The sequence below is a fragment of the Mycolicibacterium tokaiense genome (assembly GCF_010725885.1).
Classification (GTDB): domain Bacteria; phylum Actinomycetota; class Actinomycetes; order Mycobacteriales; family Mycobacteriaceae; genus Mycobacterium; species Mycobacterium tokaiense.
This window is the reverse complement of sequence record NZ_AP022600.1, coordinates 5222999-5244772: the sequence shown is the minus strand read 5'-3', so window position 1 is coordinate 5244772 and position 21774 is coordinate 5222999. Positions and strand designations below refer to the sequence as shown.

At 65.2% G+C, this 21774-nt stretch carries 22 protein-coding genes and 1 tRNA gene; 18 read left to right on the top strand and 5 right to left on the bottom strand.

Annotated features, from left to right (window positions below; genetic code table 11):
* Positions 1-3: 3 nt before the first annotated feature.
* The 13 genes from recN (at position 4) to G6N58_RS25335 (ending at position 13550) form a co-directional block, all read left to right on the top strand.
* Positions 4-1767: a DNA repair protein RecN gene (recN, locus tag G6N58_RS25395; RefSeq protein ID WP_115281024.1), complete on the top strand. Its 1764-nt coding sequence runs from the start codon at positions 4-6 to the stop codon at positions 1765-1767.
* Positions 1768-1861: 94 nt separating this feature from the next.
* Positions 1862-3049 carry a putative cytokinetic ring protein SteA gene (gene steA / locus G6N58_RS25390; protein ID WP_115281025.1) on the top strand — a complete coding sequence of 396 codons (1188 nt, stop codon included), beginning with the start codon at positions 1862-1864 and terminating at the stop codon, positions 3047-3049.
* Positions 3046-3987 carry a copper transporter gene (locus G6N58_RS25385; protein ID WP_115282071.1) on the top strand — a complete coding sequence of 314 codons (942 nt, stop codon included), beginning with the start codon at positions 3046-3048 and terminating at the stop codon, positions 3985-3987. Before steA ends, G6N58_RS25385 begins: the two co-directional genes overlap by 4 nt.
* 118 nt (positions 3988-4105) lie before the next feature.
* Entirely contained in the window at positions 4106-5854 is a 1749-nt protein-coding gene (pyrG, locus tag G6N58_RS25380; RefSeq protein WP_115282072.1) for a CTP synthase, read from the top strand.
* Positions 5844-6470 carry an NUDIX domain-containing protein gene (locus G6N58_RS25375; RefSeq protein ID WP_115281026.1) on the top strand — a complete coding sequence of 209 codons (627 nt, stop codon included), beginning with the start codon at positions 5844-5846 and terminating at the stop codon, positions 6468-6470. Before pyrG ends, G6N58_RS25375 begins: the two co-directional genes overlap by 11 nt.
* Positions 6467-7414, top strand: a complete 948-nt coding sequence (xerD, locus tag G6N58_RS25370) for a site-specific tyrosine recombinase XerD (RefSeq protein WP_115281027.1) — start codon at positions 6467-6469, stop codon at positions 7412-7414. Before G6N58_RS25375 ends, xerD begins: the two co-directional genes overlap by 4 nt.
* Before the next feature lie 82 nt (positions 7415-7496).
* The gene (locus tag G6N58_RS25365; protein WP_068917213.1) at positions 7497-8363 is read left to right on the top strand and encodes a ParA family protein; all 867 of its coding nucleotides are present in this window, start codon (positions 7497-7499) and stop codon (positions 8361-8363) included.
* Positions 8360-9217, top strand: a complete 858-nt coding sequence (locus tag G6N58_RS25360) for a segregation/condensation protein A (RefSeq protein WP_163908412.1) — start codon at positions 8360-8362, stop codon at positions 9215-9217. The genes G6N58_RS25365 and G6N58_RS25360 overlap by 4 nt, the downstream gene beginning before the upstream one ends.
* On the top strand, positions 9214-9909 hold the full coding sequence (gene scpB, locus G6N58_RS25355) for an SMC-Scp complex subunit ScpB (RefSeq protein ID WP_115281029.1): 696 nt from the start codon (positions 9214-9216) through the stop codon (positions 9907-9909). The genes G6N58_RS25360 and scpB overlap by 4 nt, the downstream gene beginning before the upstream one ends.
* A gap of 1 nt (position 9910) precedes the next feature.
* Positions 9911-10654: a pseudouridine synthase gene (locus G6N58_RS25350; protein WP_115281030.1), complete on the top strand. Its 744-nt coding sequence runs from the start codon at positions 9911-9913 to the stop codon at positions 10652-10654.
* Entirely contained in the window at positions 10651-11322 is a 672-nt protein-coding gene (gene cmk / locus G6N58_RS25345) for a (d)CMP kinase (RefSeq protein WP_115281031.1), read from the top strand. Before G6N58_RS25350 ends, cmk begins: the two co-directional genes overlap by 4 nt.
* Complete coding sequence (der, locus tag G6N58_RS25340; protein WP_115281032.1) at positions 11319-12743, top strand: ribosome biogenesis GTPase Der; 1425 nt, start codon at positions 11319-11321, stop codon at positions 12741-12743. The genes cmk and der overlap by 4 nt, the downstream gene beginning before the upstream one ends.
* Positions 12744-12767: 24 nt before the next feature.
* Entirely contained in the window at positions 12768-13550 is a 783-nt protein-coding gene (locus G6N58_RS25335; RefSeq protein WP_115281033.1) for a sulfite exporter TauE/SafE family protein, read from the top strand.
* On the opposite strand, the gene G6N58_RS25330 is transcribed toward G6N58_RS25335, so the two are convergent.
* On the bottom strand, positions 13547-15031 hold the full coding sequence (locus tag G6N58_RS25330) for a cryptochrome/photolyase family protein (protein WP_115281034.1): 1485 nt from the start codon (positions 15029-15031) through the stop codon (positions 13547-13549). The genes G6N58_RS25335 and G6N58_RS25330 overlap by 4 nt on opposite strands.
* 101 nt (positions 15032-15132) lie before the next feature.
* On the opposite strand from G6N58_RS25330, the gene G6N58_RS25325 reads away from it, so the two are divergent.
* Positions 15133-15206 (top strand) — tRNA-Pro (locus tag G6N58_RS25325).
* A 78-nt stretch (positions 15207-15284) separates the two neighbouring features.
* Here G6N58_RS25325 and G6N58_RS31125 read toward each other — a convergent pair.
* The 3 genes from G6N58_RS31125 to G6N58_RS25315 form a co-directional block, all read right to left on the bottom strand.
* Entirely contained in the window at positions 15285-15563 is a 279-nt protein-coding gene (locus G6N58_RS31125; RefSeq protein WP_264038803.1) for a tyrosine-type recombinase/integrase, read from the bottom strand.
* On the bottom strand, positions 15529-16221 hold the full coding sequence (locus G6N58_RS31120; RefSeq protein ID WP_264038804.1) for a site-specific integrase: 693 nt from the start codon (positions 16219-16221) through the stop codon (positions 15529-15531). The genes G6N58_RS31125 and G6N58_RS31120 overlap by 35 nt, the downstream gene beginning before the upstream one ends.
* A gap of 200 nt (positions 16222-16421) precedes the next feature.
* Positions 16422-16892, bottom strand: coding sequence for a hypothetical protein (locus G6N58_RS25315; protein ID WP_147289427.1), 471 nt, complete (start codon positions 16890-16892; stop codon positions 16422-16424).
* Positions 16893-17053: 161 nt separating this feature from the next.
* On the opposite strand from G6N58_RS25315, the gene G6N58_RS25310 reads away from it, so the two are divergent.
* The 4 genes from G6N58_RS25310 (at position 17054) to G6N58_RS25295 (ending at position 20849) form a co-directional block, all read left to right on the top strand.
* Positions 17054-17257 carry a helix-turn-helix domain-containing protein gene (locus G6N58_RS25310; protein WP_115281036.1) on the top strand — a complete coding sequence of 68 codons (204 nt, stop codon included), beginning with the start codon at positions 17054-17056 and terminating at the stop codon, positions 17255-17257.
* 550 nt (positions 17258-17807) lie between these two features.
* Positions 17808-18635: a hypothetical protein gene (locus G6N58_RS25305; protein WP_147289428.1), complete on the top strand. Its 828-nt coding sequence runs from the start codon at positions 17808-17810 to the stop codon at positions 18633-18635.
* 421 nt (positions 18636-19056) lie between these two features.
* Entirely contained in the window at positions 19057-19740 is a 684-nt protein-coding gene (locus G6N58_RS25300; RefSeq protein WP_147289429.1) for a hypothetical protein, read from the top strand.
* 341 nt (positions 19741-20081) lie between these two features.
* The gene (locus G6N58_RS25295; protein ID WP_147289430.1) at positions 20082-20849 is read left to right on the top strand and encodes a hypothetical protein; all 768 of its coding nucleotides are present in this window, start codon (positions 20082-20084) and stop codon (positions 20847-20849) included.
* Between the two features lie 153 nt (positions 20850-21002).
* Here G6N58_RS25295 and G6N58_RS25290 read toward each other — a convergent pair whose 3' ends face one another.
* On the bottom strand, positions 21003-21608 hold the full coding sequence (locus tag G6N58_RS25290) for a recombinase family protein (protein ID WP_115281040.1): 606 nt from the start codon (positions 21606-21608) through the stop codon (positions 21003-21005).
* Between the last annotated feature and the right edge of the window lie 166 nt (positions 21609-21774).

Here is a 21774-nt window from a genome sequence, read left to right as displayed (position 1 = left end):
GACGTGCTGGCCGAGATTCGTATCCAGGCCTTGGGCGCCATCAGCGCGGCCAACGCCGAGTTCGACCGGGGACTGACGGTGCTCACCGGTGAGACCGGCACCGGCAAGACCATGGTGGTGACGGGACTGCATCTGCTGGGTGGCGCACGTGCCGATGCCAACCGGGTGCGCTCGGGTGCCGAGAAGGCGGTGGTGGAGGGGCGTTTCACCACCACCGAGCTGGACGCAGCGGTGACGGCGCAGATCGACGACATCCTCGACTCGTCGGGTTCCGAGCGCGACGACGACGGCAGTGTCATCGCGCTGCGCTCGGTCAGCCGCGAGGGGCCCTCACGGGCCTACCTGGGCGGCCGCAGTGTGCCGGCGAAATCGCTGAGCACCTTCACCACGCAGCTGTTGACCCTGCACGGGCAGAACGACCAGCTGCGCTTGATGCGCCCCGACGAGCAGCGCGGCGCCCTGGACCGGTACGCCGACGTCGATGCCAAGCTGGCGCGTTACCGGGCGGTGCGCCGGGAGTGGCTGGCCGCGCGCCGCGATCTCACCGAGCGGACCGAGCGGGCTCGCGACCTGGCCCAGGAGGCCGACCGCCTGCAGTTCGCGCTCAATGAAATAGACACCGTCGACCCCCAGCCCGGGGAGGACGAAGCTCTGGTCGCCGACATCCGGCGGCTCTCGGAGCTGGATGCGGTGCGCGACGGTGCGGCAACCGCGCGGGCCGCGTTGTCCGGGGTCCTCGACGACGCCGACGGTGGTACCGAGGTGTCGGCCAGCAGCGCCATCGGCACTGCCGTTAGTGCGCTCGAGTCCTGTGACGACGCCGCCCTGCAGGCGTTGGGACGCCAGCTCACCGAAGCGCTGACGGTGGTCGGTGATGTGTCCCGGGAGATCGGTGCCTTCCTCTCGGAACTGCCCACCGACGCCAGCGCGCTGGAGACCAAGCTGGCCCGCCAGGCCGAGTTGCGGTCGCTGACCCGGAAGTACGCCGCGGACGTCGACGGGGTGCTGAGTTGGGCGGCCGAATCCCGTTCCCGGCTGGCCCAGCTGGACGTCTCCGAAGAGACGCTGGCGGCGTTGGCGGCACAGGTCGACGAGTTGGCCGCCAAGGTCGCCAAGGCGGCCGCCGATCTGACGGCCGTGCGGACCAAGGCCGCCAAGGGGCTCGCGAAGGCCGTCACCGCGGAATTGGCCGGGTTGGCCATGGCCAACGCCGAGTTCACCATCACGGTCTCGTCGTTGCCGGCCCGCGAGGACGACACCGCTCCGCTGACCCTGGCCAAGGGGCAGCGGGTGCATGCCGGTTCACACGGCGTGGATCTGGTGGAGTTCGGCTTCACAGCCCACAAGGGCGGGGGCGTGCTTCCGCTGGGCAAGAGTGCTTCCGGCGGCGAGCTGTCGCGGGTGATGCTGGCGGTCGAGGTGGTTCTGTCCGCTTCAGCCGAGGGCACCACCATGGTCTTCGACGAGGTGGACGCCGGTGTCGGCGGACGGGCTGCCGTCCAGATCGGGCGTCGGCTGGCCCGGTTGGCGCGGACCCACCAGGTCATCGTCGTCACCCACCTGCCCCAGGTGGCGGCCTACGCCGACACCCATCTGGTGGTGGCGCCGGTGGGCAAGAACGGAACCAGCAGTGTGCACCGGCTCGGCGACGAGGACCGGGTGGCCGAGCTGGCTCGCATGCTGGCCGGACTGGGGGAGTCCGACACCGGGCGGGCGCATGCCAAAGAGCTGCTGGAGGCCGCGCAGCAGGATCGGGAACCCGTCTAGCAACCTGTTACTGATGTGACGGGATGTGACTCGTGGGGCTGGTGTTACGGCGCGCCTCCCGTCCAACGCTGCAATTCGGTTACAGAATCACGCCATGCGGATGGCAGCGCTTCTCTCACGTAACGGCAGCTCTCGACCCGGCATCACGGGCACCGCCCGCGTCGACCGCGACGTCGACCGGCTGTTGCGCCGGGTCGAGCCCGGCGACATCGTCGTCCTCGATGTGCTGGACCTCGACCGGGCCACCGCCGACGCCCTCGTTGATGCCAACATCGCCGGCGTCGTCAACGCGTCGCCATCCATCTCCGGCCGGTACCCGAACCTGGGCCCCGAGGTGCTGGTGGGCAACGGGATCACGCTGATCGACGAGACGGGCCCCGAGGTCTTCAAGAAGGTCAAGGACGGCGCCAAGATCCGCCTGCACAACGGGGGCGTCTACTCCGGTGACCGGCGCCTGGCGCTCGGGGCCGAACGGTCCGACGAAGACATCAACGAGATGATGCACGAGGCCAAGAGCGGTCTGGTGGCTCACCTGGAATCGTTTGCCGGCAACACCATCGAGTTCATCCGCAGTGAGAGCCCGCTGCTGATCGACGGCATCGGCATCCCGGACATCGATGTGGACCTGCGTCGCCGCCACGTCGTTGTGGTGGCCGAAGAATCTTGCGCAGCAGAGGATCTCAAAGCACTCAAACCCTTCATCAAGGAGTATCAGCCGGTACTGATCGGCGTCGGCACCGGCGCGGACCTGATCCGCAAAGCCGGCTACCGGCCGCAGCTGATCGTCGGCGACCCTGAGCAGATCAGCGCCGAGGCCCTCAAATCCGGCGCCCAGGTGGTGCTGCCGGCCGACGCCGACGGCCACGCCCAGGGCCTGGAGCGCATTCAGGACCTCGGAGTGGGGGCCATGACCTTCCCGGCCGCCGGCTCGGCTGCCGACCTGGCGCTGCTGCTGGCCGACCACCACGGCGCCGCCCTCATCGTCACCGCCGGACACACCGCCAGCATCGAGGAGTTCTTCGACCGCACCCGGCAGCGCTCCAACCCGTCCACCTTCCTGACCCGGCTCAAGGTGGGCGAGAAGTTGGTGGATGCCAAGGCCGTCGCCACGCTGTACCGCAGCCGCATCTCCGGTGGCTCCATCGCGATGCTGGTGTTGGCCATGCTCGTCGCGGTCATCGTGGCCCTGATGGTCTCCCAGACCGACGCGGTGGTGATCGACTGGGTGACGCAGTACTGGCACAAGTTCTCGCAGTGGGTCCAGCACTGGGTGACGTCGTGATCACTCTGCGCTCGCATGCCATCTCGCTGGCCGCGGTGTTCCTGGCGCTGGCCATCGGGGTGGTGCTGGGTTCCGGCCTGTTGTCCGACACGCTGCTGTCGGGACTGCGGGAGGAGAAGCGCGATCTGCACGCCCAGATCGACGACCTCACCGACGAGAAGAATGCGCTCAACGAAAAGCTGAGCGCCGCCGATGATTTCGACACCCAGGTAGCCGGGCGCATCGTCGGATCGGCGCTGGCCGACACCTCGGTGGTGGTCTTCCGCACCCCTGACGCCGACCCCGGCGATGTCGACGCCGTGACCCGCATCATCGGTCAGGCCGGCGGTAGTGTCACCGCAACCCTCGACTTGACCCAGGAGTTCGTCGACGCCAACTCCGCCGAGAAGCTCCGGACGGTCGTCGGATCCTCGGTCCTCCCCGCCGGCACCCAACTGAGCACCACGCTGGTGGACCAGGGCTCGCAGGCCGGCGACCTGCTGGGTATCGCGCTGTTGAGGCCCCGTGATCCGGCCGCGCCGGTGGTCAACGACGAGCAGCGGGAAACCGTGTTGGCGTCGCTGCGTGAGACCGGCTTCCTGTCCTACCCGGATGGCGCCATCGGTGCCGCTGACGCCGCGGTGGTCGTCACCGGCGGCGGTCTCGGTGACGACGCCGGCAACCAGGGCGCGACGGTGGCGAGGTTCGCCGCGGCGCTGGCTCCCCATGGCTCCGGGGTGGTGCTCGCGGGGCGCGACGGTGCGGCCAGCGGCACCGCAGCCGTCGCCGTGGTCCGATCCGATCCGAGCCTGAGCGGCGTGGTCAGCACCGTCGACGACATCGGCGCGGAGTCCGGACGCATCACCACGGTGCTGAGTGTCCAGGAACTCGCAGGCGGCGGTCCACCCGGGCAGTACGGCGTCGGCCAGGGCGCGGCGGCCGTCACCGTCGCCCAGTAACGGGTCGAACCGGCGCGTTGGCGACAGCTTGTCGCCGTCGGTGTTAAGGTGAACTTCCGTGGGTCAGCAGGCCCCAGCCGCTTTTCTGCTGCGTTGATCTTCCACGGAAAGGATGCACTTGCCATCGTTACGCAAGCACCCGCAAACCGCCACCAAGCACATTTTCGTCAGCGGCGGCGTGGTGTCCTCGCTGGGCAAGGGATTGACCGCCAGTAGCCTCGGCCAGTTGCTCACCGCGCGGGGTCTGTACGTGACGATGCAGAAGCTCGATCCGTACCTCAACGTCGACCCCGGCACCATGAACCCGTTCCAGCACGGTGAGGTGTTCGTCACCGAGGACGGCGCGGAAACCGACCTCGATGTCGGCCACTACGAACGCTTCCTGGACCGCGATTTGTCGGGCTCGGCGAATGTGACGACCGGGCAGGTCTATTCGACGGTCATCGCCAAGGAGCGGCGCGGGGAGTACCTCGGTGACACCGTGCAGGTCATCCCGCACATCACCGACGAGATCAAGAACCGCATCCTGGCCATGGCCGTGCCGGACGCCAACGGCAACCGGCCCGACGTGGTGATCACCGAGATCGGCGGCACCGTCGGCGACATCGAGTCGTTGCCCTTCCTGGAGGCGGCCCGCCAGGTCCGCCACGAGGTCGGGCGGGAGAACTGCTTCTTCCTGCACGTGTCGCTGGTGCCGTATCTCAAGCCCTCGGGCGAGCTGAAGACCAAGCCCACCCAGCACTCGGTGGCGGCGCTGCGCAACATTGGCATCACCCCCGACGCGTTGATCCTGCGATGTGACCGCGACGTGCCGGAGTCCATGAAGGACAAGATCGCGCTGATGTGCGACGTCGACATCGACGGCGTGATCTCCACCCCCGATGCGCCGTCCATCTACGAGATCCCCAAGGTGCTGCACCGCGAGGAACTCGACGCCTACGTGATCCGCCGCCTCAACCTGCCCTTCCGGGACGTGGACTGGACACAGTGGAACGATCTGCTCAGCCGCGTGCACGATCCCCGGGAAACCGTGCGAATCGCGTTGGTGGGCAAGTACATCGACCTCTCGGATGCCTACCTCTCGGTGGCCGAGGCGCTGCGCGCCGGCGGTTTCAAGCACTACACCAAGGTCGAGATCCGCTGGGTGCCCTCCGACGACTGCGAGACGGCGACGGGTGCGGCGGCCGAACTGGACGACGTCCACGGTGTGCTGATCCCCGGCGGGTTCGGCATCCGCGGTATCGAAGGGAAGGTCGGGGCCATCAACTACGCCCGCAAGCGCGGCATCCCCGTGCTGGGCCTGTGCCTGGGCCTGCAGTGCATCGTGATCGAGGCGGCCCGCTCGGTCGGCCTGACCGAGGCCAGCTCAGCGGAGTTCGACCCTGACACCCCGGACCCGGTGATCTCCACCATGGCTGACCAGGAGTCCATCGTCGCCGGTGAGGCCGACCTGGGCGGGACCATGCGTCTGGGGTCCTATCCTGCTGTGCTGCAGAAGAATTCGATCGTCGCACAGGCCTACGGCAGCACCGAGGTCACCGAACGGCACCGGCACCGCTATGAGGTCAACAACGCTTACCGCGACAAGATCGCCGAGAGCGGGCTGCAGTTCTGCGGCACCTCGCCTGACGGTCACCTCGTCGAGTTCGTGGAGTACCCCAAAGACGTGCACCCGTTCCTGGTCGGCACGCAGGCGCACCCGGAACTCAAGAGCCGGCCCACCCGCCCGCACCCGTTGTTCGCCGCCTTCATCAAGGCGGCCATCGACTACAAGGTGGCCGAGCGGCTGCCGTTGGAAACGGGTGAGGCGACCGAACACACGAACGGGGCGCAGTTGGTGGCCGAGTCGACGTCGCATGGCGCCTGAACACAGCTTCGAGACCGTCGCCAGCGAGACGGTGTACACGGGCAAGATCTTCGCGCTGCGCGCCGATGAGGTGAGGATGCCCGGTGGTGGCACGGCCCGCCGTGAAGTGGTGGAACACTTCGGCGCCGTCGGGGTGGCCGCACTGGACGAAGAGGACCGGATTGTCCTGGTCTATCAGTACCGCCATCCACTGGGCCGACGGCTGTGGGAGCTGCCCGCAGGCTTGCTCGACATCGGTGGCGAAGACCCGGCCCTGACGGTGCAGCGCGAACTCGCCGAAGAGGCGGGGCTGGCGGCTGACACCTGGAGTGTGCTGGTCGACGTTGACTCCGCGCCGGGGTTCAGCGATGAAAGCGTCCGGATCTACCTGGCCACCGGACTGCGCGAGATCGAACAACCCGAGGCGCACGACGAAGAGGCCGACATGCGCACCGAGCGAGTGCCGCTGGACGAGGCCGTGCAACGCGTGTTCAGCGGAGAGATCGTCAATTCGCTTGCCGTGGCCGGGATCCTGGCCGCGTGGGCGGTGCGTCAGGGCGTTGCGAAACCCCGTCCGGTGCATACCGAATGGGTGGACCGGCCCACCCGGTTCGCCGCGCGTGTGGCCGGTCGATGACCACCGTCGCGACGTCGCTGGACCATCAACTGCAGGGGTACCTCGATCACCTGACGATCGAGCGCGGCGTCGCGGCCAACACACTGAGCTCCTACCGGCGTGATCTGCGGCGCTACCACGAGCACCTCAGCGCCCGCGGCATCGCCGACCTTGCCGATGTCACCGAAAACGACGTGAGCGAGTTCCTGGTGGCACTGCGCCGCGGTGACGAAGACGCCGGGGTGGTGGCGTTGTCCGCGGTCTCGGCGGCGCGGGCATTGATCGCGGTGCGCGGTCTACACAGATTCACCACCGCCGAGGGGGTCACCACCGTCGACGTCGCGCGCGCGGTGAAACCACCAACACCGGGACGTCGGCTGCCCAAGAGCCTGTCGCTGGACGAGGTGATCGCGCTGCTGGAGGGCGCCGGCGGGGACGATGCGGCTGATGGTCCACTGACCTTGCGTAACCGGGCGCTGCTGGAGCTGTTGTATTCGACCGGTGCCCGTATCTCCGAGGCCGTGGGACTGGACATCGACGACGTTGACACCGAAGCGCGCTCGGTGCTGCTGCGCGGCAAGGGCGGTAAGCAACGGTTGGTGCCGATCGGCAGGCCGGCGGTCGCCGCACTGGATGCCTATCTGGTGCGCGGGCGGCCCGATCTGGCCCGCCGCGGTCGCGGTACCCCGGCCATCTTCCTCAACGCCCGCGGCGGCCGGCTGTCGCGCCAGAGCGCATGGCAGGTTCTCCAGGACGCCGCCGACCGCGCCGGCATCTCGGCAGCGGTGTCTCCGCACACCCTGCGTCACAGCTTCGCCACCCATCTCCTCGACGGCGGCGCCGACGTGCGCGTCGTGCAGGAACTGCTGGGTCACGCGTCGGTCACCACGACCCAGATCTACACGCTGGTGACGGTGAACGCGCTACGCGAGGTGTGGGCCGGGGCCCATCCGCGGGCCCGGTGACCTCACCGCTGCATCGGCAAAGACGCAGGTAATGCCTGCGGGTCTCGCTGCGGGAGCGGGGCGACCCGTTAGACTTCTGCGGATGTCCGCCGACGATACTGCTGACGAGCTCCCGCTCGGGCTCACGGGTCGTCCGCCGCGGCCCATCCCGGAACCCGAGCCCCTGAACAGCCATGGCCCGGCGACCGTGATCGCGATGTGCAACCAGAAAGGCGGGGTGGGCAAGACCACCTCGACCATCAACCTGGGTGCGGCGCTGGCCGACTACGGCCGCCGTGTTCTGCTGGTGGACCTCGACCCCCAGGGCGCACTGTCGGCGGGCTTGGGGGTGCCGCACTACGAGCTGGACAACACCGTGCACAACCTGCTGGTGGAGCCGCGGGTGTCCATCGACGAGGTGATCATCAAGACCCGGGTGGCCGGGCTGGATCTGGTGCCCAGCAACATCGACTTGTCGGCCGCGGAGATCCAGCTGGTCAACGAGGTGGGCCGCGAACAGACCCTGGCCCGCGCGCTGTACCCGGTGCTCGATCGTTATGACTACGTACTGATCGACTGCCAGCCCTCCCTGGGTCTGCTGACCGTCAACGGGCTGGCCTGCTCCGACGGGGTGATCATCCCCACCGAGTGCGAGTACTTCTCGCTGCGCGGGCTGGCACTGCTCACCGACACCGTGGCCAAGGTGCACGACAGGCTCAACCCGCGGCTGTCGATCAGCGGCATCCTGATCACCCGTTACGACGCCCGCACCGTCAACGCCCGTGAGGTGATGGCCCGGGTGGTCGAGCGGTTCGGTGACCTGGTGTTCGACACCGTGATCACCCGCACCGTGCGCTTTCCCGAGACCAGCGTGGCCGGTGAGCCCATCACCACCTGGGCGCCCAAATCGACTGGCGCACAGGCGTACCGATCTCTGGCCCGCGAAGTGATCGCTCGCTTCGGCACGTGAGCTCGCACTCCGACGAAGCCCCCGAACAAGATGCCCCCGAACAGGACGCTGCGGCGGGCTTCAAGGTCAAGCTCACCAATTTCGAAGGCCCCTTCGATCTGCTGCTGCAGCTGATCTTCGCTCACCGCCTCGATGTCACCGAGGTGGCACTGCACCAGGTGACCGACGATTTCATCGCCTACACCAAGCAGTTCGGCGCGCAGCTCTCGCTGGAGGAGACCACCGCCTTCCTGGTGGTGGCCGCGACGCTGCTGGACCTCAAAGCCGCGCGGCTGCTGCCGGCCGGGCAGGTCGAGGACGACGAGGACATGGCTTTGTTGGAGGTGCGCGACCTGCTGTTCGCGCGGCTGCTGCAGTACCGCGCGTTCAAGCACGTCGCGCAGATGTTCGCCGAACTCGAAGCCGCCGCGCTGCGCAGCTATCCGCGTGCGGTCTCGTTGGAGGACCGGTTCGCCGACCTGTTGCCCGAGGTCATGTTGGGCGTCGACGGCGCTGCGTTCGCGCAGATCGCGGCCGCCGCGTTCACCCCGCGGCCGGTTCCCACCGTGGCCACCGACCACATCCACTACTCCCGGGTGTCGGTGCCCGAGCAGGCCGAGATCATGCTGCGCTTCCTGACCGAGCGGGGAACCGGGGAGTGGGCCAGTTTCACCGAATTGGTGGCCGACTGCGACACCCCGGTCCAGATCGTCGGTCGCTTCCTGGCGCTGCTCGAACTGTACCGGGCCAGGGCGGTAGCATTCGAGCAAGCAGAACCCCTTGGTGTGCTCCAGGTTGCCTGGACCGGAGACAGCCCGACCAGCCAAGAATTGCAGGTGGACGACGAGTCGGCGGAAGAACGGGATCACTCATGACCGACGAGGTTGCTGACGACCTCGGCCTCGATGTCCCCACCCCCGAACTCGACTCTCCCGAGCTCGACGACGACGAACTCGGCCGGGTGCTCGAGGCCCTGCTGTTGGTGGTCGATACGCCTGTCACCCTCGAGCAGCTGTCGTCGGCCACCGATCAGTCCGTCGAGCGGATCGCAGCGACACTGACGCAGATGGCCGCCGAACTGGCCGCGCGTGACAGCGGGATCGACCTGCGAGAGGCGGCAGGAGGTTGGCGGATGTACACCCGCTCGCGGTACGCGCCGTACGTCGAACGGCTGCTGCTCGACGGGGCCCGCTCCAAGCTGACCCGGGCCGCGCTCGAGACCCTGGCCGTGGTGGCCTACCGCCAGCCCGTGACTCGGGCCCGGGTCAGTGCGGTGCGCGGTGTCAACGTCGACGCGGTGATCCGCACCCTGGTGGCCCGCGGGTTGATCACCGAGGCGGGCACCGACGCCGACACCGGAGCCGTGACGTTCGCCACCACGGAATTGTTCCTGGAGCGGCTGGGGTTGAGTTCTCTGGCCGATCTGCCCGACATCGCGCCGTTGCTGCCCGGCGTCGACGTGATCGACGACATCAGCGAGAACCTCGATTCCGAACCTCGCTTCATGAAACTGAACCCGGCGGCCGCACCCGAAGTGCCGCCGGCAATCGAGATGGACGAGGACTGAGATGGCTGACGACGAGGGCATCCGCCTGCAGAAGGTGTTGTCACAGGCCGGGATCGCCTCCCGGCGGGTGGCCGAGCGCATGATCACCGACGGCCGTGTCGAGGTCGACGGGCACATCGTCACCGAGCTGGGCACCCGGGTTGATCCGGCCGTGTCGGTGATCCGCGTCGACGGGGCGCGCGTGCAGGTCGACGACGACCTGATGTACCTGGCGCTGAACAAGCCGGTGGGCATGTACTCGACGATGTCCGATGAGCTGGGCCGGCCGTGCATCGGCGATGTGGTCGAGCACCGGGTGCGGGGCACCAAAAAGCTCTTCCACGTCGGGCGCCTCGACGCCGACACCGAAGGTCTGATCCTGCTGACCAACGACGGCGAACTGGCACACCGACTCACCCACCCGTCCTACGAGGTGCCCAAGACCTACCTGGCCACGGTGACCGGCAAGGTGCCCAAAGGCCTGGGCAAGACGCTGCGTGAGGGAGTGGAGCTCGATGACGGGCCCGCCAGCGTCGACGACTTCGCCCTGGTCGACAACATCCCCGGCAAGTCCCTGGTGCGGGTGACGCTGCACGAGGGACGCAACCGCATCGTGCGACGCCTGCTCGAGCACGTCGGCTTCCCGGTGGAGGCACTGGTGCGCATCGCCATCGGTGAGGTGACACTGGGGGAGCAGAAGATCGAGACCATCCGGGTGCTGACGCGCAAGGAGATCGGCGAGTTGTACAAGGCGGTGGGCATGTGAGTGTGATTGCCATCGATGGGCCTGCGGGCACCGGAAAATCCTCGGTGTCAAGGGGTTTGGCGCGTGGTCTGCACGCCCGCTACCTCGACACCGGGGCGATGTACCGCATCGTGACCCTCGGCGTGCTGCGGTCCGGGGTCCCGCTGGATGATCCCGACGCCATCGCGGCGGTCGACGTGCCGGTCGCGGTGGGTCACGACCCGGACGAGGACCGTGCGTTCCTGGGCCACGAGGACGTCTCGGTGGAGATTCGCGGCGACGCGGTCACCCGGGCAGTGTCGGCGGTGTCCGCGGTTCCGCAGGTGCGTACCCGGCTGGTCGCGCTGCAGCGTGAATTGGCCGGTGAGGCAGGCGATGTGGTGGTCGAAGGACGTGACATCGGCACTGTCGTCCTCCCTGATGCGGACGTCAAGATCTTCCTCACCGCCTCGGCGGAGACCCGGGCGCGACGGCGCAACGACCAGAACGTCGCCGCCGGGTTGGCGGACGACTACGAGGGTGTGCTGGCCGATGTCCAGCGCCGCGATCACCTCGACTCCACCCGGGCGGTGTCGCCGTTGCGCGCCGCCGACGACGCGCTGGTGGTGGACACCAGTGACATGACGCAGGACCAGGTGATCGCGCACCTGCTCGATCTTGTGCACCAGAGCAGCGGAGCAATGCGATGACCGAAGAATCTCTGCCCAACGACGGCGTGTGGAGTGACGAAAGCGACTGGGATGTCGTCGATTCCGAGTTCGCCGAGGATCTCGAACAGTTCAGCGGCCCGCCGCCGGTGGTGGCCGTGGTGGGTCGCCCCAACGTCGGCAAGTCCACCCTGGTGAACCGGATCCTGGGCCGGCGCGAGGCCGTCGTACAGGATCTGCCCGGCGTCACCCGCGACCGGGTGTCCTACGAGGCGCTGTACACCGGCCGCCGGTTCATGGTCCAGGACACCGGCGGGTGGGAGCCCGACGCCAAGGGCCTGCAGCAGCTGGTGGCCGAGCAGGCGGCGGTGGCCATGCGCACCGCCGACGTGATCATCATGGTGGTCGACGCCCAGGTGGGCGCCACCTCCGGTGATGAGGCCGCGGCCAAGATCCTGCGGCGTTCCGGCAAGCCGGTGTTCCTGGCGGCCAACAAGATCGATGGTGAACGGCAGGAGCCGGACGCTGCCGCGCTGTGGTCGCTGGGGCTGGGTGAGCCGTACCCGGTGAGCGCGATGCACGGCCGGGGGGTCGCCGATCTGCTGGACGAAGTGCTCAAGGTGCTGCCCGAAGTGTCTGAGATCGCCGGTTCCGGCGCCGGTGGGCCGCGCCGGGTCGCGCTGGTGGGTAAGCCCAACGTCGGCAAGAGTTCGTTGCTGAACCGACTGGCCGGCGACGAGCGTTCGGTGGTGCACGACGTGGCGGGGACCACCGTCGACCCGGTGGACTCGATGATCGAACTGGGCGGCAAGACATGGCGTTTCGTCGACACCGCCGGTCTGCGGCGCAAGGTCGGCCAAGCCAGCGGCCATGAGTTCTACGCCTCGGTGCGCACCCACGGTGCCATCGACGCGGCCGAAGTGGCCATCATCTTGATCGACGCGTCGAAGCCGTTGACCGAGCAGGACCAACGGATTCTGTCCATGGTCATCGAGGCCGGCCGCGCGGTGGTGCTGGCGTTCAACAAGTGGGATCTGGTGGACGAGGACCGGCGCTACCTGCTGGAGAAGGAGATCGACCTCGACCTGGCGCAGGTGCAGTGGGCGCCGCGGGTGAACATCTCGGCCATGACGGGGCGCGCCGTGCAGAAGCTGGTACCCGCTCTGGAGACGTCGTTGGCGTCCTGGGACACCCGCATCTCGACCGGTCGCCTGAACACCTTCCTCAAAGAGGTCATCGCGGCCACACCGCCGCCGGTGCGCGGCGGGAAGCAGCCGCGCGTCCTGTTCGCCACTCAGGCTACCTCGCGCCCGCCCACCTTCGTGTTGTTCACCAGCGGCTTCCTCGAGGCCGGGTACCGCCGGTTCCTGGAACGACGTTTGCGGGAGACGTTCGGGTTCGAGGGCAGTCCCATCCGGATCAACGTCCGGGTGCGCGAGAAGCGGGGCGCGCGCTCGCGCTGATGCCGCCTCGTTAGGGTTGTGCGAGTGTCCGTTGCTCACATGATCTTGATTGCCCTTGCCGGTGTGGGAGCGGGAGCGATCAACGCGGTGGTCGGTTCGGGCACGCTGATCACCTTTCCGACGTTGGTGGCGTTGGGTTTCCCGCCGGTGACGGCCACGATGTCCAACGCCGTCGGGCTGGTGGCCGGTGGCGTGTCCGGGACCTGGGGTTATCGCCGTGAACTCAAGGGCCAGGGTCGGCTGCTGAAGTGGCAGATGCCGGCGTCGTTCCTGGGCGCACTGGTGGGGGCCTGGTTGCTGCTGCACCTGCCCGAGAAGGTTTTCATCCAGGTGGTGCCGGTGCTGCTGATCGCGGCGCTGCTGCTGGTGGTGTTGGGCCCGAAGATCCAGGGCTGGGCCCGCCGGCGGGCTGAGCGTTCCGGGCAAGCGCCGGGGCATGTACCGCCGGTGAAATTGACGCTGCTGGTGTTCGGCACCTTCGCCGTCGGCATCTACGGCGGCTATTTCACCGCGGCCCAGGGCATCTTGCTGGTGGGGGTGATGGGTGCTCTGCTCACCGAGTCGATGCAACGGATGAACGCGGCGAAGAACCTGTTGTCACTGATCGTGAATCTGGTTGCCGCGGTGTCCTACACCGTGGTGGCCTTCGACCGGATCAGCTGGCTGGTGGTCTTGTTGATCGCGGTGGGTTCGACCATCGGTGGGTTCCTGGGAGCGCACTACGGACGCAAATTGTCACCCGGAGTGCTACGCGCGGTGATCGTGGTGGTGGGCCTGATCGGGCTGTGGCGGTTGCTGACGGTCTAGAAGGTGCTGCGGTCGGCCTCCTGTTCCAGCACGGCCTCGAGGTCTTTGAGCCGGTCCATCGATGACACCATCCGCTGGGTGCGGTTGTTCTTCTCCAGCAGGTTGCGGTGGCGGTGGACGAACGCCCAATACCCGGCGGTGAACGGACAGGCGTCGTCGCCCAGGCGTTTCTTGGGATCGTAGGCGCAGCTGCCGCAGTGATCGCTCATCTTGTTGATGTAGGCCCCGCCGGAGGTGTACGGCTTGGTGGCCAGCAGGCCACCGTCGGCGTGCTGACTCATGCCGACCACGTTGGTGGGCATCACCCAGCGGAAGCCGTCGACGTAGGTGGTGGCGAACCATTCGGTCAGCTGGTCGGGTCGGTAACCGCGTTGCAGGGCGTGGCTGCCCAGGATCATCAGCCGCTGGATGTGATGGGTCCACCCGCGGTCGCGCACTCCTTCCAGCGCGTGGCGCAGGCACTCGGCGGTCACGGTGTCGGAGTCCAGTTCGGCCCACCAGTCCGGTAGTGGCGTGCGGGCATCGAGGGTGTTCTTGCGCGTGTAGTCGGGGCCGAAGTGCCAGTACAGATGCCACATGTACTCCCGCCAGCCCAGGATTTGGCGGATGAAGCCCTCGACGGCAGCCAGCGGCGCCTGTCCGTCGCGGTAGGCCTGCTCGGCGGCGTGCACGGCGTCGAGAGGATGCAACACACCGAGGTTCAGCGGCACCGAGAGCAGTGAGTGCGACATGGCCCAGTCCTGGCCCAGCATGGCGTCCTCGTAGCGACCGAAGGCGCCGAGTCGGTGCTCGATGAACCGCTGCAGCGCCCGTTTGGCCTCGGCGGGGGTGACCGCGAACAGGCGCGGCCCGTCGGCTCCCACGGTGTCGAGCTTCATGGCGTCCAGGTCCTTGCGAACCTGTTCGTCGATGTCGTCCTCCCGCGGCTGGTACGGCTTCGGAACCTCGAGGGTGGACTGCTTCTTGGGCGGTGGTTCCCGGTTGTCGTGGTCGTAGTTCCACGTGCCGCCCTCGGGTTCGCTACCGCGCATCAGGATGTCGAAGCGACGGCGTTGATCGCGGTAGAAGTCCTCCATGCGGAACTTGGTGCGTTCCCCGGCCCAGTCGGCGAAGTCGCTGCGGGGGAGTGCGAACGTCGGGGTGGGAAGAATGTCCGCGACCAGACCCTGCTTGCGCAGGCGGTGGACGAACTTCTCTGCGGCATGGGAGGTGGGTTCGTGCACCAGCACCGGGCGGTCGAACTGTTCCAGAGCGTCGGTGTAGGTATCGGCCCGGATCAGGGTGGCGCGGTCGCCGAGGTCCTTGTCCGCGTGGCGCAGTGCCGAGAGGACAAGGTGCAGTTTCTGGCGGTGGTAGCGCCGCTTGGCCAGGGCGGCCCTGGCCTCGACCAGCAGCACTTCACGGTGTGCGTGCTCGCCGCCGTGGACCACGGGGCCGAGTTGGTCGGCGAACAGCCACAGGGGAGTGTCATCCTTCGTCACCGAGTCGGTATGCCCCGATTCGGCGAACGTCCTCGCGGTTTCGGTTCCGGGGTCACGCTGATGTAAGCTTTCGACCGCTGCCGGCGATCCCGGCAGCGCCGCGGGCTGTGGCGCAGCTTGGTAGCGCACTTGACTGGGGGTCAAGTGGTCGCAGGTTCAAATCCTGTCAGCCCGACAGCAGGTCAGAGGCACTTTCTCACTTCGAGAGGGTGCCTTTTTCTTATCCTCACCCAAACCGCATACCCAAATTAATTCACAGTCCGAGAGACGTAGCCAAGCCGTCGATCGCTGCACGCGCGGTGTCGTCGGAGGTGTGACCATAGAGGTCGCCGGTTATCGAGATAGACGAGTGGCCCAGGAGGTCGGCTGCCGCCTTGATATGGACTCCGGATAGCAGCCACGCCACCGCTGCCGAGTGCCGCATGGTGTGGGCACCAACCTTCTCAAAGCCGGCCTTCTTCGCGGCCAACTCGACAGTTCGCGACATGTTGCGCGGGTCAACCATCGATCCCAACGGCGTGCAGAACACCATTCCGGTGTCGGTCCATTGGTCGCCGGCTGCGAGGCGTTCCCCCACCTGCTGCTTGCGCCAGTCCTTCAGGACAATCAATCACCATGCCACTGTGCACAGGTATGCGTCGGCGTGAGCGTTCCGTCTTGACTGTGTCGAGGACGAGACCGCCCGTCACCCGCGACAGCGTTCGACGCACTCGCAGCTCTCCAGCGACGAGGTCAACGTCCTCCCATGACAAGCCGCACACCTCGCCTCGGCGCAGTCCGGTGGTCGCCATCAACAACACCGCGACGTAGTACCGCAGCGGGCGAGCGGCTTCCAGGAGTCGTGCCACGTCGCCGGAGGGGAGGTACTTTGCCTCCCGGCGGGCGACGCCGGGACGCTTGACCTTGGCCGCCGGATTCGAGGCTAGTAGGCCGTCGCGCACCGCCACGTCCAGCGCCTGCCGAAGCACCGTATAGACCTGCCGCACGGTGGAGTCAGCGAGCCCCTTCATACGCAGGCCGACGATCATCGCCTCGACGTCGGACGGCTTCAGCCGGTCCAGTCGCTTCGCTCCGATGTCCCCACCCTCCAGATGTTTTCGGCACAGCGAGCTGTACAGGGACTTGGTGGTCACCTTGCGGTCCGATGCTTCCAGCGACGACTCCCGCCAGTGTTCCAGCCAGGACGCCACAGTGTCGGGGGAGTCCTTCGCGGGCTGCCCCTCCTCGATGCGCTTTCGGACGGGTCTTCAGTTCGTTGCGCGCCGCAGCGGCTGTCGCGCCGTACACCGAGACAGATTTCCGCTTGTCGGTGGTGGGATCGACGTAGGACACCCGCCCTTCCCAGAGTCCGTTTGAGCGCTGCCTGACGTTGCCCTCGCCGTTGGCACGCTTACCCACGGAGGTACCCCTCGTCTTTTGCCTTCGCGATGTAGCGCGGGGCGGTCCGCTCGTGAACGTTGAAGGCTGCCCTTACCGCTGCGGTGCGCCGGCCCTCCGGTGCCTTCCTATGGATGTCCGCGACTCGCCTCAGACGTTCATCCGTCATTGTGCGCCGAGACGCCGCATGGTTGACCGCCTTGCGCGTCTCGGCTGGTGTCAACTCGAACTCGTCGCCGTCTGAGTTGGACACGCCGATACCGACTGCCTCGTACACGATCTCGCGGACATCATCGAGGCGGATCGCATGAAGGTCCTTGGTGCGCAAACCGGAGTCGTCGGCACGTAAGACCACGGACGTACATAGGGGCACCCGGTCGCGAACTTCCCACGCGATCTCCATGCCGTCCCGGCGATACACAGCGTTTCGGGCCGCTGTGCCCTCACCCAATTCGACGAGGTCCTTGATGTCCGCGATCACCACCACTCCACCGTCACGAAGGCGAATCGTGAACTCCGACGAAACGGTCTCCCACTCGGGCTCCTCAGGTGACACTAGAAAACCTCTTCTGTCAGTTGTGAAATGTCATGTCAACATGACGGTGTAGGGGACAGCTCGCTAAATGCATAGCAGGAAGCAGACACATGGGACAGAAGTTGATCCCCTACAACACGGCCAGGTCGACACTCGGCAACATCGGGCGGACGACGCTTTACTCGCTCATCGACGCGGGGGAGTTGCAGCGCGTAAAGATCGGAAATCGTGCGTTCGTGACTGCGACATCGGTCGAGGCGTTTCTGACGCGCCTGTGCGGGTCGGACGATGCGCACTTGCATGGCGCCGCCTAGCGCGCCGCCCCGCCCCCAGCACCGATACACACAAGAACCCACTCCATCAGCAATCAGAAGCGAATCAATGAATCAACATCTCACTGCCCTCAATTCCACGTTCACGAAATGGCTGGGCGTTGACTACGACCTTGACGCCATCCACCTCACACTCGCCGCTGCGGCGATCGCTCAACATGACGGCGACCCGCTCTGGGTTCTCGTTGTGGCTGGCTCGGGAGCTGGAAAAACGGAGTCCACAGTCACTCCACTGGCGGGATGCGAAGGCGTGCATGAGGTTTGAACCATCTCATCAGAGGGTGCGCTACTCTCTGGCACTGTCGCGAAAGACCGCGCTGAGGATGCCACAGGTGGGCTCCTGCGCCAGGTCGGCGAGAATGGCATCGTTCTCATCAAGGATTTCACGTCGATCCTCTCCCTGGCTTCCAGCATCCGGCCGCAGATCCTCGGTGTGCTACGCGAGTGCTACGACGGCTCCCGGTCTCGGCAGGTCGGAGGCGACGGCGGACAGGAACTCAAATGGGTTGGGAGGCTGACCGTAATCGGTGCGGTGACCACTTCATGGGACCAGCACCAAGCCGTTGTCTCGGCAATGGGTGATCGCTTCGTCCTGCTGCGTCTCCGGGTAGATGAGTTGCAGGTGGGGAGACAGGCCATCGCGAATACCGGATTGGAAAAGATGATGCGTGCAGACCTCCATAAGCCAGCGGAGTCGGTGCTTGAGGCCGCAATTGACCCAGGTGTCGAGCTGAACCCGGCTGAGCGGGATTCCCTGCTGCAAGCCGCAAACATCACGACGTGGGCGCGGACTAGGGTCATCGTTGCCGGCGGCAAGGTTGTCGACGCACATGCACGGGAGGCACCCAGGCGGTTCGCCAAGCAACTTTTTCAGGTATTGCGTGGCAGCGTCGCGATCGGGGTGGAGCGGCATCAGGCGCTGCGTTTGGCGCTACGTGTCGCCGAAGATTCCATACCTCCGTTGCGACTCGAACTGCTGCGCTACTTCGCCGCGAACGGGTTCGATGCCGACCACCCGCGTGGCGGCGACGTGGCTAGCATTTCCCGCGCTCTCGACCGCGTGCACAACACCGTCGATGTCGCTTTGAATGCACTCCACATGCTGCGCATGATCGCGCTCGTGCCGGAGTCATCGCCGTGGCGGTACCGGCTAGCGCCGGGTGTCGACGTGGATGCTCTCAATCCGGGGAGGGTCTTTCAGGAAATGTATGGAGAGGGTGGAGCCAGTTTCGGAGAAGGTATGGAGACCCCTACCTCTAGTGAGTGTGTGCAACTTACTTCTACTGAAACAGGCTCGGAGAGTCTGGAAGATCAGTGGCTTCTCGATGCGCCCGAAGGACTTTTCAGTCATTGCGTCTGAGTCTGGCCACAACGCCGATGCTGGTGGGTTCCCGCTGTTCCGCGATCAGCGCCCACGCATGCGTCTTTGTTGTGGGCTGACTCACTGACCCGAAGAAAGGACACAAAGACTTCGCCTCGGCTCGCTGCAACGACCTTTGCTCCAGCCGAGGCAAGTCTCGTGACGCTTCTGCAGCAATCTCCCTCGCTTTTTGATTTTGCGGACCAATATTGTTGCTGGACATGCGATTACAATCCCCGCCAGATGTGACAGGGGCGGCCGAACTCCCCTAGGTGGATAGAACCGGCGACCTTCTCTCAGGTACTGAAATTCTTGGCCGTGCGTTCCTATGTTGAGTTCGATTCCCTGGAGAGCACGAATTGGGCTTGTTGTTCGGCACTGGCTCCACGGTGAACGTGGCAGGTCATGTCATGATCATCGGGTGGATTGGTTGGGAGATCTCTGGCACTACCCGATGTACGCATCTGTCTGGGGAACCGCCGGACAATGGGTTGGGTCGCTTTTGACTGCCGGGTCGCTGTTTCTTGCATTCCGAATAATGCGGACGAATCAGAAGGATAAGCGTCGTGAACAAGCGTCGTTGATCACCTTCCCCAGCCACTACACCAGCCTTATGAATGAAGACTTCTTCCTCACTTCGGTTCGGGGGAGGGTTCACAACCACTCGTCGGCACTCATTACGAATGCTGCAATCGTCATCGAAATGACTGACAGGACCGCTAGACAGCGACTTTCGCGATTTGATCGATGGTTTAGACCGCACAAAAGGACGGTTCTTTATCATCACCTGCGGGACGCAAAGGATATGGACATCACCGACACGATTCTCCCCGGTGAGGATCGGCGCTATTACGTAGAGATGCCCGACGACGCAGAACTCTGCGCTGAAGAAGTTTTGGTGAAGTTGACGTTCATGGACGCCAACAGTGTGGAGTGGGAACGCCCAATGCAGGGCGCACCTGTCGAGCCGAATTTGCCAGGCAGGATTCGGCAGAGGCTGATCAATCGTCTGTACTGGAAAGACTGGCTGAAGGAGCACCCCGAGACTCACGAGGACTCCAATCCCCAAGAAGACGAAGGCCCGAGGGCGCTGACGGCTGACTAATCACGCCATCACCCAAGCGATGGTGACAGAGCCGGAAATCTACGGCCAGTATCTTGCGATCGTCACGACAGGAGCCCGTGTGCGTCCGCTGGTTTCTCCAGCATCTACAAAGTGGGTGCAGATCGGTCAGCGTTGGCTCGTTGAATCTGGAGATTTTTACGGGGAACGTAGCACCACTTTTAAGTACTCCGATAGGTTGCTTAAGCTCGCTGGTTTTTCATATTGATCATTTGTTGTGACAACTTGATATTACATTCGTTTCTCTGGCTTTCTGTATCGGCGATTGACCAGTGCTGTGTCGCACACCTGAACTGTCAGAGCCTGCCATTAACATGACGGTCATGTGGTTCGAGATATTTACTACGCACCAGTTCTGGGCTGGCGTAGGTGGCACTGGCGTCGTTGGTGTGCTCGGAACCTTCCTAAACAACCGCTTCAGCGACAACCGGAAGTTCAAGCACGAGGACAAGAAGCTCGGTCGCCAGGAGGATCGCGAGGATACGACTCAGGCCCACAAGGAGACTCGCGAGGACAAACTGCGCGAGGAGCAGACGTTGATCGCAGCGGCAGACGAATTCGCGCAGATCTGCTCGGGCATCCTGGTCGACACAATCGATACGGAGGGAGCGTTCAATACGATCCGCGACCTAATGAATAACGTCCAAGGCAAGGACGATACAGCGGTCGAGAAGAAGATCGCACATGGGCAGAAGGTGGCCGACGCGCAGAAGCGGATCGCCGCTCCGCACTACAGGTTGAAGATGACGGCAAACTCGCCTGCAGTGTTGGCAGCATCGGACAGGGTCGTAGTGGCAATACTTGCCGTAGCTCGGATGACGGTCGAACCCTTCGCCGTGGTCATGACCCAGAAGGTCGCAGCAGACGAAATGAACAACTTTGCCATGGTGGTCCGTAAGGAACTCGGTAAGACCGAGTACACGTCTGACGACTCAAAGAAGGCGGTCCTGAGTTTCCTCGACACGTTGCAGCGGCAGACCGATGACTTTGTCGAACATGCCAGAGACGAGATGAAGTCCGCCGGCTTCAAGACGACGCCTTGGGACAACTACGTGCGGAAGACCCCGAAGGTGCCGCCCACCGTCATATAGCGACTTCGAGGAGACTTAACTAGCCCGTCTAGCTAGTGCGCCCCGATACGAATAGCTCTGTTCGACAACCTCTTCCGGTCAACTGTGACAGCGCGTCAAAGATGAGGGGTGGAGTCAAGAACCATGGAGCAGCCAAAGGACCCGTGAGAGTTTTCAGTCGATGTCCGCGCTATTGGCAATTGCACGGTAGATAGTCGCTCGGCTGACACCTAGCGCTTCGGCGATCGAGCTAGCCGTCTCACCGGCTGCGTGCATGCGCTGGGCAAGAGCAGCTTTGGAGCTGTTCAATGCCTTCGGCCGGCCAATGGACTGCCCACGTGCGCGACGCGCCTCACGGGCGGCGGAGCGACGCTCACACCCCAGTTCCAACTCTAATTCTGCGAGGCTGGCGAGGACCCCCGCGATCATTCGGCCAGTGGCATTTGAGGTGTCGATACCTTCGCGAAGGGACCTCAGAACTATCCCGCGCTCACCGAGGTCGCGGATGGTCACCATTACCTCAGCAGCGTTACGACCCAAGCGGTCAATGCCCACCACGACGATGGCGTCGCCCTGTCGTGCGTAGTCCAGTAGTGCGGCAAGGCCGGGACGCTGCTGCCGAGTTGAAGTCCCCGAGAACTTGTCCGTGTAGACGCGGTCGGCATCGACGCCCGCTGCGGTCAGCGCATCCGTCTGTTGGTCGAGCGATTGATGAGTGGTGCTAACGCGCGCGTAGCCAAGTTGGGTTCCGGTGACGGCGGGCGCGGTTTGGCTGACCATGCTTCTAGTGTCTCACAAGTATCACAACCTGTATATATGAGACAGCACTTTTGGAACGCCTTCTGAGACACCGCCAACTGGCAGTGCTTATCCGGCAGTCGCTCCCGCTCCTCATGTTGGAGAACTATAGAAATGAGACAGACGATTGCAAACGCGGACGGTTTAA

Coding starts and splice junctions, on each gene's coding strand:
- steA (WP_115281025.1), top strand. CDS start 1,862: ATGCGGATGGCAGCGCTTCTCTCACGTAACGGCAGCTCTCGACCCGGC.
- G6N58_RS25375 (WP_115281026.1), top strand. CDS start 5,844: ATGGCGCCTGAACACAGCTTCGAGACCGTCGCCAGCGAGACGGTGTAC.
- xerD (WP_115281027.1), top strand. CDS start 6,467: ATGACCACCGTCGCGACGTCGCTGGACCATCAACTGCAGGGGTACCTC.
- G6N58_RS25365 (WP_068917213.1), top strand. CDS start 7,497: ATGTCCGCCGACGATACTGCTGACGAGCTCCCGCTCGGGCTCACGGGT.
- scpB (WP_115281029.1), top strand. CDS start 9,214: ATGACCGACGAGGTTGCTGACGACCTCGGCCTCGATGTCCCCACCCCC.
- G6N58_RS25350 (WP_115281030.1), top strand. CDS start 9,911: ATGGCTGACGACGAGGGCATCCGCCTGCAGAAGGTGTTGTCACAGGCC.
- der (WP_115281032.1), top strand. CDS start 11,319: ATGACCGAAGAATCTCTGCCCAACGACGGCGTGTGGAGTGACGAAAGC.
- G6N58_RS31125 (WP_264038803.1), bottom strand. CDS start 15,563: ATGGTGTTCTGCACGCCGTTGGGATCGATGGTTGACCCGCGCAACATG.
- G6N58_RS25310 (WP_115281036.1), top strand. CDS start 17,054: ATGGGACAGAAGTTGATCCCCTACAACACGGCCAGGTCGACACTCGGC.
- G6N58_RS25295 (WP_147289430.1), top strand. CDS start 20,082: ATGTGGTTCGAGATATTTACTACGCACCAGTTCTGGGCTGGCGTAGGT.
- G6N58_RS25290 (WP_115281040.1), bottom strand. CDS start 21,608: ATGGTCAGCCAAACCGCGCCCGCCGTCACCGGAACCCAACTTGGCTAC.